The 13,286-nt window shown below is 67.3% G+C and carries 8 protein-coding genes and 1 pseudogene; 4 read left to right on the top strand and 5 right to left on the bottom strand.

The window, feature by feature from the left end:
- Positions 1-88 precede the first annotated feature (88 nt).
- On the top strand, positions 89-1,171 hold the full coding sequence (gene trpD / locus ACJH5R_RS10445; RefSeq protein ID WP_406781891.1) for an anthranilate phosphoribosyltransferase: 1,083 nt from the start codon (positions 89-91) through the stop codon (positions 1,169-1,171).
- Here trpD and ACJH5R_RS10440 read toward each other — a convergent pair.
- A pseudogene (locus ACJH5R_RS10440) lies at positions 1,124-3,034 on the bottom strand (DEDD exonuclease domain-containing protein); the annotation flags it as partial. The gene trpD and the pseudogene ACJH5R_RS10440 sit on opposite strands and share 48 nt — an antisense overlap.
- Before the next feature lie 196 nt (positions 3,035-3,230).
- On the opposite strand from ACJH5R_RS10440, the gene ACJH5R_RS10435 reads away from it, so the two are divergent.
- The 3 genes from ACJH5R_RS10435 (at position 3,231) to ACJH5R_RS10425 (ending at position 5,658) form a co-directional block, all read left to right on the top strand.
- Positions 3,231-3,497, top strand: a complete 267-nt coding sequence (locus tag ACJH5R_RS10435) for a hypothetical protein (protein ID WP_406758352.1) — start codon at positions 3,231-3,233, stop codon at positions 3,495-3,497.
- 183 nt (positions 3,498-3,680) lie between these two features.
- Positions 3,681-4,817, top strand: a complete 1,137-nt coding sequence (gene ripC, locus ACJH5R_RS10430) for a peptidoglycan hydrolase RipC (protein WP_406758422.1) — start codon at positions 3,681-3,683, stop codon at positions 4,815-4,817.
- A gap of 19 nt (positions 4,818-4,836) precedes the next feature.
- Positions 4,837-5,658, top strand: coding sequence for a hypothetical protein (locus ACJH5R_RS10425; RefSeq protein ID WP_406782021.1), 822 nt, complete (start codon positions 4,837-4,839; stop codon positions 5,656-5,658).
- Here the strand turns inward: ACJH5R_RS10425 and ACJH5R_RS10420 are convergent.
- The 4 genes from ACJH5R_RS10420 to ACJH5R_RS10405 form a co-directional block, all read right to left on the bottom strand.
- Positions 5,639-7,372, bottom strand: coding sequence for an AMP-binding protein (locus ACJH5R_RS10420; protein WP_406781890.1), 1,734 nt, complete (start codon positions 7,370-7,372; stop codon positions 5,639-5,641). The genes ACJH5R_RS10425 and ACJH5R_RS10420 overlap by 20 nt on opposite strands.
- A gap of 41 nt (positions 7,373-7,413) precedes the next feature.
- On the bottom strand, positions 7,414-8,544 hold the full coding sequence (pe, locus tag ACJH5R_RS10415; protein WP_406781889.1) for an acyltransferase PE: 1,131 nt from the start codon (positions 8,542-8,544) through the stop codon (positions 7,414-7,416).
- A 67-nt stretch (positions 8,545-8,611) separates the two neighbouring features.
- Positions 8,612-11,614, bottom strand: coding sequence for an RND family transporter (locus ACJH5R_RS10410; RefSeq protein ID WP_406781888.1), 3,003 nt, complete (start codon positions 11,612-11,614; stop codon positions 8,612-8,614).
- A gap of 16 nt (positions 11,615-11,630) precedes the next feature.
- Positions 11,631-13,052 carry a condensation domain-containing protein gene (locus tag ACJH5R_RS10405; RefSeq protein ID WP_406781887.1) on the bottom strand — a complete coding sequence of 474 codons (1,422 nt, stop codon included), beginning with the start codon at positions 13,050-13,052 and terminating at the stop codon, positions 11,631-11,633.
- Between the last annotated feature and the right edge of the window lie 234 nt (positions 13,053-13,286).

Genomic DNA, 13,286 nt, shown 5'->3' with positions numbered 1-13,286 from the left:
GGGCTGTTAGCGCTCTGTCCTCCACCTGTTTCGGGCCGCGCTTCCGGTTGGCTTTGGTGTCGCGGGGGCCGCATGCGACGATCGGCGCGTGGTCGAGCCAGGTAGTGCGGCGCAGCCGAAAGCGCAGATAGGGCAGTGGCGACAGGTCCTGGGCGGCCTGACGTCGGGTAGGGATCTGGCTCGGGGCCAGGCGGCCTGGGCGATGGAGCAGATCATGGCCGGCGCCGCGACCTCCGCGCAGATTGCGGCTTTCGGGGTGGCGATGCAGATGAAGGGCCCAACCGCCGCCGAGGTAGGCGAGCTGGCCGACGTCATGCTGGCCTACGGCCGCAAGGTACCCACCGACAAGATCGGCACCGACACGGTCGACGTGGTGGGCACCGGCGGGGACGGCGCCAACACGGTGAATCTGTCCACGATGGCCGCGATCGTGGTGGCCGCCGCGGGCGTGCCGGTGGTCAAGCACGGCAATCGGTCGGCGAGCTCGCTGTCCGGGGGCGCCGACACCCTGGAGGCGTTGGGGGTGCGCATCGATCTGGGGCCCGACGAGGTGGCCCGCAGTGTCGCCGAGATCGGCATCGGATTCTGCTTCGCCCCGCAGTTCCAGCCGTCCTATCGCAACGCTTCGGTGGCACGGCGCGAGATCGGCGTACCGACGGTGTTCAACCTGCTGGGCCCGCTGACCAACCCGGCACGGCCACGCGCCGGGCTGATCGGGTGCGCGTTCGGGGAGTTGGCCGAGGTGATGGCCGGCGTGTTCGCGGCGCGGCGGTCCAGCGTGCTGGTGGTGCACGGTGACGACGGCCTCGACGAACTGACCACCACGACGACCAGCACGATCTGGCGAGTACAGGCCGGGACCATCGATCGGCTGACCTTCGACCCGGCGGGTTTCGGGTTCGCTCGTGCGGAGGTCGGCGAGCTGCTCGGCGGTGACGCGCAGGCCAACGCCGAGGAGGCTCGTTCGGTGCTCGCCGGAACCAAGGGCGCGGTGCGCGATGCCGTGGTGCTCAACGCCGCCGGGGCGATCGTGGCTCACGCGGGGCTATCCAGTAGCGCTGAGTGGTTGCCGGCCTGGGAGGACGGGTTGGCGCGCGCGGTTGAGGCGATCGACAGCGGCGCGGCCGAACAACTGCTTGCCCGTTGGGTCCGCTTCGGCGCCCAGCTCTGAGGCCAGCCGCGCCGAGCGGGCCAGCGCTGCCCATGAGGTCAACGGACCGGCCGAGCGCAGTGGCGACACCCAGCCGCCGGGCTCATGCGGCGGTCCCAGTTTCGCCTCTCCTTCGTCGAGCCTCGCTGAACCGCCGGGTTCATGCGGCGGTCCCAGCTTCGCCTCTCCTTCGTCGAGCCTCGCTGAACCGCCGTCGACGCGGACGATGCGCACCCCAGGAGCTGCCAGCCAGCGGGCGATGAGCATGGTCTCCTCGACGAGGGCGCCGGCCAACGGTGCCGGCTCGGGCAGCACCGTCTCGGCCCCCAGCGTGATCGCATCGACGACGGGCATCGGCGGCACACCGCGCGCGGCGCACCCCGCGGCGGCCAGCCGGCCGTGGCGGATCACCGCGAGGTGCCACCCGCCGGCGCAGTCCGGCGCGGCGGCCACCAGCTCGGGCAGTGCCGCCAGGGCGCGTGCGCGCTGACTGCGCCACAGGGCTTCGATCGCGGTGGCGGTGCGGTCGCGCAGCCGGGCCGCGCTTTCGTAGTGCCCGCGATCGGCCAGCGCGTTGACCTGCTGCACCGCGGCGTCCAGGGCGCCGTTGTCGGTACCGTCGAGCAACGCCGCGGCACGTCCGACCGCTTCGGCGTACTCCTCTGCAGTGGTGTTCGCTGCCGCCGGGCAAGGGCCGACTTCGGCCGGCGGGCAGGAGTGCCGACTGGTGCGACTCAATCGCTTTGTGCAGGTTCGGATTCCGGTGAACCGCGAAAACAGGGCGGCGGAATCGGCGGCGTCGGCCCGAGAGCGGAATGGGCCGATGGCCCGGCCGTGCCGCGGAGCGCGCACCACGGTCAGGCGGGGGAAAGCCTCGTCGGACAGGGTGATCCACCACCACCGCCGGGGGAACTTCGATCGTCGGTTGTAGGGCGGAGCGGCCGCGGCCAGCAGCCGCAGTTCGCGGACCCCAGCCTCCAGCGGATGCGCGCATTCGACGTGATCGATCCGGGTGGCCAGCGCCACCATCTCGGCGATGCGGCTACGGCGTTCCGAGCCGTTGAAGTACTGCGCGACCCGCCGGCGCAGGTTGGTGGCGGTGCCGATGTAGAGCACTTCGTCGGACGGGCCGCGGAACAGGTAGACCCCGGGCCGGTGCGGCAGATCGACAGCCAGGCTGCGCTTGCGGCGCTGCGCCGGTGTCGTGTGTGAGAGATAGGCACGCAGATCGACGAAGGTGCTGACGTGCTGGTTGCCGAGCCGCTCGATCAGCGCGTGCAGCACGTCGACGGTGGCGCGGGCGTCGTCGAGCGCTCGGTGGGTGGGTGTGGTGCTGACCGCGAACAGCCGGGACAACTCGGCAAGCCGGACGCTGGGCGCCTCGTCGCGACTGAGCACCCGGCGAGCCAGTCGCACCGTGCACAGCACCGGCGGCCGCGGCCAGGTCAGATCGCAGCGTCGTGCGGCGGCCGTCAGGAACCCCACGTCGAACCCGGCGTTATGGGCGACCAGCACCGAACCGCGGTCGAATCCGGCGAACTCCAGGAAGGACGGCAACACGGATTCGATCGTGGGCGCCTCGTAGACCATGGCGGTGGTGATACCGGTCAGCCGGACGATCTGCGGCGGAATGCCGCGCTGCGGGTTGATCAGCGTGGCGAACTCGCCCTCGACCACTCCGCCACGCACTTTTACCGCGCCGATCTCGGTGATGGCGTCCGCCTCCGCGTCCCCGCTGGGCGAGGCCCGGCCGCCGGTGGTCTCGAGGTCCACCACCACGAACGTGGTGTCGCGCAAGGTGGCCGGGGCGGCGGCGAATTCGGCTTCGAGATCGGCTTCGAATTGGGGGAAGCTCAGCTGCCTTGAGTCAGAGCCGGTGGTCATGGTCGAAACCGTAGGCGGACGCACCGACACCGGCGGTTAGCAAGCCTCGACGGAGGAGAGGTGAAGCTGGGCCGCCGTTTGAGCCGGGCGGTTAGCAAGCCTCGACGGAGGAGAGGTGAAGCGGAGACCGCTGCGGTGAAGCCGTGTTGTCGGTGCCCGGAGTTAGCGTGCCGGCAACTGATCGAGAGGAAACGTCATGGGACAGATCTCGGGACACTTGGATGGCTGCGGTGCACGCCGGGCGGATTCGGATCCGATGGTGATCGACTGCGATGACTGTGCGGTGCGCGGACCGGCTTGCCGGGACTGTGTGGTCAGCGTGTTGCTGGGCGTGCCCAACGAGCTGCTCGAAGACGAGCGTGCGGCACTGGATGTGCTTGCCGAGGCCGGGATGGCACCCCGGTTGCGGTTGGTCCCGATCCGCGGCGAGCGGGGTTCGGTGCGCCGCTCAGGCGTGGCCTGACCAGGGCCGGACCGCGGCGAGCGGCCTTAGAACTTTCACAATCCTGACTGTTACAGTCGGCAATTCGTGATGGACAACGACGTTGCCATTCCGTAACCTATTCGAGACCTTACGTTTCGGCGGCGGCACGCCCCCCGTGCCTCCCTGGGCAGTGTTAAGGATGCAATCTTGGAGCTCGAACGTATGCAGTGGCGTCTGCGTGCTTTGAGGCGCCCTGCGCTCGGCGCCGCAGTCGGCTTGGTGGCCGGTGTCACGACTCTGAGCAGCGTGTTGGTCGGAAACGTCCACGCAGACCCCGCCGACGACGCCCTGGCGAAGCTCAGCGAGCTGTCCCGCCAGGCCGAGCAGACCACTGAGGCCATGCACACCGCGCAGCTCAATCTCGATGAGAAGCTCGCCGCGCAGCAGGCCGCGGACAATGCGCACGTCGCCGACCAAGCCGCCCTGGACGCGGCCCGGGACCAGCTGTCCACCTACCGAGCTTCTGTCAACCGCTTCGCCGCCACCACCTACATGGGTGGCCGGGTTGGCGGCGCGGACGCCATCTTGACCGCTGAGTCGCCGCAACAACTGATCGACAAGCTCGGTGTGCAGCGGGTGGTCGCCAGCGACCTGTCGGTGCAACTGGACCGGTTCCGTGCCGCCAGCGAGCAGGCCGATCAGGCCGAGCAGGCGTCGGCCAAGTCGGCTGACGAAGCACGGACGGCGGCCGAGCAGGCTGCCGCGGTGCGCGCCGAGCTGCAGGCCCGCCAAAGCCGTCTGCAGCTGCAGATCTCCGTGGTGAAATCGCAGTACTACGCACTGACGCCGCAGCAGCGCACGGCGATGGCCGCACCCGGCGCGGGGCCCGAAGCCGTACCGGGAGAGCCCGCGCCCGAGGGTATGCCGCCGGCCCCCGGATTCCCGGGATTCCCGATGCCCGGGTCCGACGCCCCGCCCCCGATGGACGTGGCGATGGGCGCATCCGGTGGCGGAGGCGCCGCTACTGCCGTCCAGGCGGCGTTGACCCAGGTCGGCACGCCCTATGTCTGGGGTGGGGCCGCACCGGGCGGATTCGACTGCTCCGGTCTGGTGATGTGGGCCTTCCACCAGGCCGGCATCAACCTGCCGCACTCCAGCCAGGCGCAGGCCAACGGTGGGCAGGCGGTCTCGCTGTCCGACCTGCAGCCCGGCGATGTGCTGACCTTCTATTCAGACGCGTCGCACTCGGGGATCTACGTCGGCGACGGCATGATGATCCACTCGTCCACCTACGGTCAGCCGGTCCGGGTGGTGCCGATGAACTCCTCCGGCCCGATCCACAACGCCCGCCGTTACTGAGCGCCGGGGAATCCGACGCCTGCTTGCGGCGCTGCTGGCTGTCGAGCTGATCGGCGGTGTCGCGCTGCTGGGTGTGGCTGCTCGTCCGCCGGCAACCGAGCCACTGATCGTGGGCGATGGCCGCAGCGTCGTTCTGGAGAATCTCGGTGGTCAGCCCGGCGAAGAGCTGCTGTCGCGGGTGGCCGCGAACATCGGCTCGGCCGTCGACGCGGTCGAAGCGTTCTGGGGGACCGACTGGTCGCATCGCATTCAGGTGACGGCCACCGGCTCGGATCGGCAGTTCGTCGCGCTCGCCGGCCACGACAGCGCGGATGTTGCCCAGTGGTCCGATATCGCCGCGGTCGCGGTCGCCGACCGGGTGGATCCAGAGCGTCGGACGGCAGTTGGGCAGCGGATCGTCTTCGCGCCCCGCGCGGACGCGATGAGCACACCTACGCTGCGAATCGTGTTGACCCATGAGCTTTTTCACTATGCAGCCCGAACCGACACGGCGTTCGATGCGCCGCGCTGGCTCACCGAGGGAGTGGCCGATTTCATCGCACGGCCGCAGGGGGATCGGGCGAGTGCGCCGGCGGCAGGAGTCGTGGCGTTGCCGTCGGATGCCGACCTCGATGCTCCCGGACCGCGGCGGGCGCAGGCCTATGACCGGGCATGGGAGTTCGCTCGTTTCGTGGCCGACCGCTTCGGGACGGCCAAGCTGCGCGAGCTCTATCTGACTGCCTGCGGTCCCGGGCATGTGCAGCCGGCGGTGGCGGTGCCTCTGGTGCTCGGGGTGAATCTGCCCGAGCTGCTCGTCGGGTGGCAGCGCTGGACCGACGGTCTCAGGCGTCCAGCCGGGTGAACTCGTTCCGGCGGTGCTGCTCGGCGCAGGCGGCGCGCCGGATCTTGCCGCTCGTCGTGGTGGGGATCTCGCCGGGCGCTACCAGTACGAGGTCTCCGACGGTCAGGCCGTGCTCCGTGGCGATCGCTGCCGTGACCTCGCTGGCGACGCGGGCGAGGTGCTCGATCGCGTCCTCGCCGGCGGCGTCGCGTTGCTTGATCTCGATGATGGTGACCAGCTTCTCGGTATCGCCCGCCCGGACGGCTATTGCCGCGACCCGACCCGCGGTGATCTGTTGGACCGTCGCCTCGATGTCCTCGGGATAGTAGTTGCGCCCCCGGATGATCAGCAGATCCTTGATGCGGCCGACGATGAAAAGCTCACCCTCGTCGAGAAATCCTTGGTCGCCGGTGCGCAGCCACGGCCCGTCCGGCGTGCCCGGCAATGGTTCGGCCAGCGTGACGCCAAAGCAGTGCTGCTCCTCCGGTGGTTTGCGCCAGTAGCCGTCGGCGACGTTGGCACCATGCACCCAGATCTCGCCCACCACGCCCGGGGGGCACTCACGGTGGGTGTCGCTGTCGACGATCCGCAGCGTGGGCGACTGCGGTACCCGGTAGGGGACCAGTGCGGTGCCTTTCCCGGGCGCGCACCGCTGAGCGCGGCCGGCGCCCAGCTCAACGAGATCGAAGTGAGCCGCCGGTGCTGCCTCGCTCCAGGTGTTGGACGCTACGAAGACGGTCGCTTCGGCCAAACCATACGAGGGGCGCATCATCTCGTCCCGGAAATTGAAGTGCGCGAACCGATCGACGAAGCGTTCCAGGGTGGCCGCTTCGACACGCTCGGCGCCGCTGATGACACCCACCACGCCGCCGAGGTCCAATCCGCTCAGGTCGGCGTCGGTTGTCTTGCGGGCGGCCAGATCGAAGGCGAAGTTCGGCGCCGCCGACCAGCTGTGCGGATTTCGCGCCAACGCCTGGATCCATCGGGCTGGTCGTTCCAAGAACGAAACCGGGCTGGTCAGCTCGCCGCGGAAACCGCCCAGGATCGGTGCGCAGACCCCGAGCACCAAACCCATGTCGTGGTAAAACGGCAGCCACGACACCATGGTGGTATCCGACGGGACTGTGGTTCCGGCGAAGTAGCTCCGCATCAACTGCTCGAAATTCGTCTGCAGGTTGGCGTGCGAGATCATCACCCCGGTTGGCTGCCGGGTCGATCCGGAGCTGTACTGCAGATATGCGGTGCTCGGCAAATCAATTGCCCGGAAACCGGTTTCGCTGTCGACATCGAGGTGCATCGAGTCGATCTCGACGATCTTCGGCACGGCGTCTAGACGGGCTGCATCAACGTATTCGGCGACGTCTTGCGCGACGGCGGACGTGGTCAGAACCACGGCGGGCGCTGCATCGGCCAGGACCGCGCCGACCCGCTCATGATGCGAGCCGCGGTGTGGCAACGGGAGCGGGACGGCGATCAACCCGGCCTGCATCGCGCCCAGAAACGCCGCGATGTAGTCCAGGGACTGCGGGGCCAGGATCACTGCCCGGTCTCCCACGGATCCGTGGAAGCTGAGCTCGCGCGCCACGTTGAATGTCCGGCGCGACAGCTGTGACCAGGTGACGTCCTCGCGGACCCCCTCCCAGTCACCGTCGTAGTTCGTGAAGGTGAACGCGACATCGTGGGGCCGCAGGCTGGCGCGCCCATGCAGCATCGACAGAACGGAGGGCTGAGGCATCGGCGTCACATAGCTCATCGAATCGGTAGGCCAGCGGGCGATCAGCCCTTGCCGCTCCCGGACATTCCGGACAATACGGACATTGCGCCGTTCAGGATCTGCGAGAACGGGTCGGCCCCGCCGCCGAAGGTGGCCTGGGTGGCGGGTGCGGTGACGGCTGCGGGGTCGAAGCCATTGATCGGGTCCACTTGGATGGGGGCGGTCGCAGGATCGTCGTTGCGCGAATAGGCGGCGTTCACCCGGGGCAGCAGTATCGCGTCCAGCCTGTTGAGGGTGTCTTCATCAATCCCGATGTACGACAACGGCATAACGAGTGGGAGGTGCTTCTCGGGGATCAGATAGGTCGTTGTCGTCGCACCCCTGGAGTTCACCGTTGTCCTGATGTTCTGCGGCGGCACCATGTCCGGGTTGGTGAAGGCGACCGCGGTGTGGCCGGTTGCCAGGCCCATGAGGGTGTTGGCCAGCGCCAACAGGTTGTCCGGGCGGTCCGGGAAGTCGGCGATCGAGTCGTAGGCGGAGACGAACATCTTGGTGTCGTACTGGCTCTCCACCGGAGCCGGAATGCGGTAGTCCATCGCCGGAACAACCGATCCGACCGGAAACATCGCGGTCAGGAAGCTCTGGCCGAAGGCATGCCGCGCGATGGGGTCGCCGAACGTGGCGAAGTTCAGCTTGTCCGGCGGGGGAGCGGTGGGATCGGTCGCCAGTCGGGCCTGCACGGCGTCGAGCACCAGCGAGCCCTCGGACAGCCCGATCGCGGTGCCGGGGCCGCCGTTGCGGATCGCCGCGTCGAGATTGCCCTCGCCCTCGTCGACCGATTCACCGATGCTGGGCCCATCCGCCCCCAACCCGGGGAAGGCTTCATCGAGCTTGCCGATGCCGGGGAACAGACGCTCCAGTACGTGCCCCTGGACCTGCCCAGCGGGGTAGCGCACGATTTGGCGCCTCAGGCCCGGGAACCATTCCTCGCCTTCACGGCGGATGTACTCGTCGTAGGGGATGCCTAGGACGTGGGCGCCGCCGAGGGCGTAGGCGTTGCGGTCGGATGTGTTCGCGCTTCCGCCGGGCGTGTCGTAGCCGGGCGTGTCGTCGGCTGCGCTGACTCCGGTACCGAAGCATCCGGTAGTGCTCAGAGTCACCAGCGCGGAGAATCCTGCTACGAGCTTCTTCATCTCTGCCTCCCCCGGCGGCTCGGCTTGCCTTGTAGTTTCACACAGATCGCCTGCACGAGTAACCCCCTTACGCTGCAGCGCGCCCCCGCCGTTGTCGCCGCGATCCCAGCTGGGACGGCCACCAGTTGGCACGCCCGGCCAGCGCGGCGATGGCGGGCACCGTGATGGTGCGGACCAGGAAGGTGTCCAGCAAGATCCCGACGCCGATGACGAGACCCCCCTGGACCACGGTACTGATGCTGGAGAACAACAGGCCGCACATCGAGGCGGCGAAGATCACGCCCGCTGCGGTGATCACACCGCCGGTCGAACTCAGGGTGCGGATCACGCCGTAGCGGACGCTGTGCGGCGACTCGTCGCGCATCCGCGACACCAGCAGCATGTTGTAGTCGGCGCCGACCGCGACCAGCACCACGAACGCCAGTGGGGGCACGGTCCAATGCAGCTGTTGGCCGCCGATGAACTGGATCACCAACACACCGATACCCAGCGCAGACAGATACGAGACCACCACGGAGGCGACCAGGTACAGCGGTGCGACGACAGCACGCAGCAGAGCAATCAACGTCAGCAGCACGACGAGCAGGGTCGCGATGATGATGAACCGGATGTCGTGCTGGTAGTAGTCGCGGGTGTCTCTCAGACCCGCGGTGTAGCCGGTCATCGACACGGTGGCGTCGGCCAATGCGGTGTTGGGCTGGGCGCTGCGAGCGGCGTCAGTGATGGCGTCGATCTGGTCCATCGCTTCGGTGCTGAACGGATTGAGTTCGGTTTGCACCAGGTAGCGCACGGAATGTCCGTCCGGCGAAAGGAATATCTTGGCGGCTTCGGTGAACTCGTCCAACTGCAGTAGTTGGGCCGGGATGTTGAAACCGGCCTGAGCCGGTTGCGCCGCACCGTTTTTGAGCGTCAGGAGGAACGTCGCGGCGGCATCCAACTCGGTGCCCATCTGCTTGACCTGCTTGACCAGTTCGGCGACGCCGTCGGCGATCTGCCGACTTCCACCGGCGACGCGGTCCGCCCCGTCTTGCATGGACCGCAGGTTGGTCTGCAGGCCACCGGGCTTGTCCATTCCCATGGATTGCATCACGTTGGTCAGGTTGGCAAGCGCGGTGCGCACGCGGTTGATCGAAGCGTTCAGGGACCGCTGGTCCGGGATTGACTGCAATTGCTGTGCGAGATCACTGATCGCGTCGAGGTCTTCTTGGTTGCGTCCACCGAGCAGCTGTTCGAACGCCCCGCGGGTGGCGCTGCAGGACGTATCCAGATCACAGATCGGGTTGCCCTGCAGCGCCGCCAGGACCGGGCCGATCCAGCCGAACATGTTCCTGCCGGCGGAGAAATTCCAGCCCATGGAATTACTGATCGCGTTGACATGGTCGACGAGTTGGGCTGCGGTGTCGACCGACTGGACCAGGGTGTCGCCGCCGTACTGGTTCTTCATCGACGAAAAGGAGTTGACCACATCCTGGACGCTGGCCGACAGGCGTTTGACCTGGCCGCGCACGTCGCGCAGGTTGGTGGCCAGCGTCTCGGCTCCGGCGGCCAACCGGTTGAGGTCACTGGAGCGGCCGCTGATCGTGGCGGACCCGTCGGCGAGAAAACCGCCGATGGCGCCGGCCTGATACGTGGCCCGAAACTCTTCCGGCACAGCCCCGGTGGGCCGGGTGATGCCGGTGACGGCGGCGACGCCCGGGACTTGGCTGACGCGTTGTGCCATCTGTTCCAGGTCGGCGAGCGCCTCGGGGGTGCGCAGGTCATTCGGTGACTGGATCAGGATGTATTCGGGAATCGACTGATTCACTGGAAAATGCTGCTCCAGCGCCGCATACCCGAGGGAACTCGGAGCCGAGGACCGCAGCGCCTTGCGATCGTCGTAGTTGTAGCGCACGAAGGCGGCGCAGCCGGCCAGCGCGGCCAGCACGAGCAGACTGGCCAGCAGGTGGGCCGTGGGCCTGCGCACGATGCGGATACCCGACTTGCGCCACAGTCGAGCGGTCAACTCGCGCCGAGGCTTGACCCAGCCCCGTGCCCCGGCCAGCACCAGAATCGCCGGCAGCAACGTCAGTGCTGCGAGGAACGCGACCCCGATCCCGATCGCCGCCGACGACCCGACCGTCTTGAAGACGCCCATGCGGGCGAAGCTGATGACCAGAAAGGTGATTCCGACGGTGGCGGCGGATGCGGCGATCACCTTGCCGATCGACATCATCGCGCCCTTGACCGCCTGATCTGACTCCGCCCCCGACCGCAGCTGGTCGTGGTAACGGCTGATCAGGAAGACCGCGTAATCCGTTCCGGCACCGGCCATGATCGCGCTCAGAAAGACATTGGACTGATTCGAGACGCCCGAATTCGTCAGGTGGGAGTATCCGGCCACCAGCGACTGGGCGATCACCAGAGATATCCCGATGGATATCAGCGGCAGCATCATGGTGATCGGGCTGCGGTACACCACCAGCAGCACCAGGAGCACCAGCACCGCGATGGCCAACTCGATGGGAAGCCGGTCGTGATCGCCGGCGACTGTGAGGTCGGCGACGGTGGCCGCCGGGCCGGTGAGGTGAGCGGTCAGGGCCGACCCCTCCGGGGCCTTTTCCAACGCGTGGTCGACCAGCGCGCCGATCCGATTGAACGCCGCAAATGACTGGGGTGTACCCAGTTCACCGGCAACGCCGACCGGCAGGACCCACGCTTTGGCGTCCTCGCTGGTGACGATCGGACGCAGCGGTGGCGTGGTGATGAAATCCTGAAGCATCACAACGTTTTCGGTGTCCCGGCGCAGTGCGTCGACCAGATTGCGGTACACGGTCTCGTCGGCACGATTGAGCCCGTTGTCGTCGGTCAGGACCACCAGCAGCAGGTCTTCCGATCCCGATTCCTCGAACGATTCGGCCATCTTCTGCGCGGTGACGCTCGAGGGCGCATCGCTCGGCAGGATCGCGAGCGGATGCTTCTGGGCCATCTCGGTCAGGGAAGGAAAGGTCAGGGGCAGTGCGGCCGCGACGGCGATCCAGACCCCGATGACCACCAAGGGCCATCGCACCACCAGCTCTGCTAATCGCCGCATATTGCCCTGACCCCCTTTATGCGACGCGACCCCAGTGCCCGCTGCCTGCGACCCGTACGCACACGGACCTCATCGCCTCCATGTAGCGCGTAGCCGATTTCTGGGCGATCGGGTTGTCGGGATGCATGATCGCCATGACCGTGCCCTCGCCGTACCGGAAGATATAGATGGTCAGTTGGTAGGAATATCGGCCATCGGGGTAGATGCCGATGTTGTTCGCAAGCCCCATATCGCCCGCGGCGAGAATGGCATTGAGCGGAGCAGCTCCGCCGTGCAGAAAGTTCGACACCGGAAAGTTCGGCCGCGGCCAGTTCAGCCACGGTGCCAATTCCAGCACCCGGTAATACGGCACCTTCGCCATATCCAGCCCGGAATCGAAGCACGTCTGTGCCGCCCAGGACGCGTCCGAGAACGAGGCTGCCGCGATGGGCACGGTGATCGGGATCAACCCGGTGAACCAGCCTTGCGTCATGAAATTGTCGGCCGCCGTTCGGGAATCCCGGGGAGTCAGTCCGTAATAGGTGAGCGCGCCGGTGAACTCATGCTCCACCAGGGCCAGGCAGGCGAACAATCCACCGACGAACCGCGCGCCGGCCGCAGCGCAGGCCGTCTCGAACCGATCGGTCTGCCCGGCATCCATCAACAGCTCAGAAGACATGTCACTGCGGGTCGAATCCGCCGGGTCGCCCAACGGGAGCGGAAATTCGGGGAAGCCATCGCCATTGTTCTCGGCGAAGTCCAGCCAGGCACGCACTCCGGGTGAATCCACGGTCAACGCCGCGGTGTTTTCCCGCTCCCGGATGCAGAAATCGCCGTAGCTGCCGGCATCGGGAAGCGTCAGTGCGCTGCCGCCGCCACTGAGTGCGGAGTACATGCCATTGGCCTCCAGCATCGTCGTGCCGATCAGCGTGGCGTCGCCATGGACATGGTCCATGGCAGCAAAGAACGTGAAGTGGCCCTCGGACTGAATGATCCCGAAGGTGAAACAACCCCATTCCAGCGGCGAGGGGATCGCGACGACGTGCGCGCGTACCTCGTCCGCAGTCATCCTTCCGTGGTCGACGGGCGCAAACTCGATGTCGGCCGGATCGGTGATCTCATGCCTGATGAACTCACCGTCACCGGCCTCTTCGAACCAGCTGCGGAAGGTGTCATGCCTGCGCAGGTAGGCGTTGAGCGCGTGGTCCATCGCGGAAACGTCGCACTGACCTGGCACTTCACAGCTCGCGATGATCTGACGCGAAAAATTCAGACCGGCTGCCGTCCGCTCACAGTAATTTCGCAGATGCTGAGCCTGCATGTAGCTGACCGGAACCGAGCTGACCGCAGCCTGCCGGGCCTTTTCGCTGGCCGCTGCCGTGGGATGCCAAGAGATGACCGTGCCGGGGCTGAGGGTCCATTCATCGAGCGAGCCAACCGTGATCTTGCCGATGCGCAAACTGCCCCTCCTCGCTTGGTCCCCCGGCCATGCTGCGGCGAGGCCAGGATAACGCGCCGGGCTGATCTCCGATACGTCTCGGGTGAACGGCTCCGCCGCGGATCGTGGGCAGCGGTCACTCCCACCTGGGGGAAGTCCGCCGAGTTTGCCAGGGATCCGCTCACAGCTCTTGCACTACCGGTCGATGGCGGGGGAGTCTGGGTGGGCAATTCGGACCGGCCGCGGGGGGAACGA

Origin of the sequence: Mycobacterium sp. SMC-19, assembly GCF_045310815.1 — a bacterium.
Taxonomy (GTDB): domain Bacteria; phylum Actinomycetota; class Actinomycetes; order Mycobacteriales; family Mycobacteriaceae; genus Mycobacterium.
This window is presented reverse-complemented; position numbering and strand designations above follow the sequence as displayed.

What these genes read in the sequence shown, in the direction of transcription:
- ACJH5R_RS10435 (WP_406758352.1), top strand. Translation starts at nt 3,231, where the DNA reads ATGGGACAGATCTCGGGACACTTGGATGGCTGCGGTGCACGCCGGGCG.
- ripC (WP_406758422.1), top strand. Translation starts at nt 3,681, where the DNA reads ATGCAGTGGCGTCTGCGTGCTTTGAGGCGCCCTGCGCTCGGCGCCGCA.
- ACJH5R_RS10420 (WP_406781890.1), bottom strand. Translation starts at nt 7,372, where the DNA reads ATGCCTCAGCCCTCCGTTCTGTCGATGCTGCATGGGCGCGCCAGCCTG.
- pe (WP_406781889.1), bottom strand. Translation starts at nt 8,544, where the DNA reads ATGAAGAAGCTCGTAGCAGGATTCTCCGCGCTGGTGACTCTGAGCACT.
- ACJH5R_RS10410 (WP_406781888.1), bottom strand. Translation starts at nt 11,614, where the DNA reads ATGCGGCGATTAGCAGAGCTGGTGGTGCGATGGCCCTTGGTGGTCATC.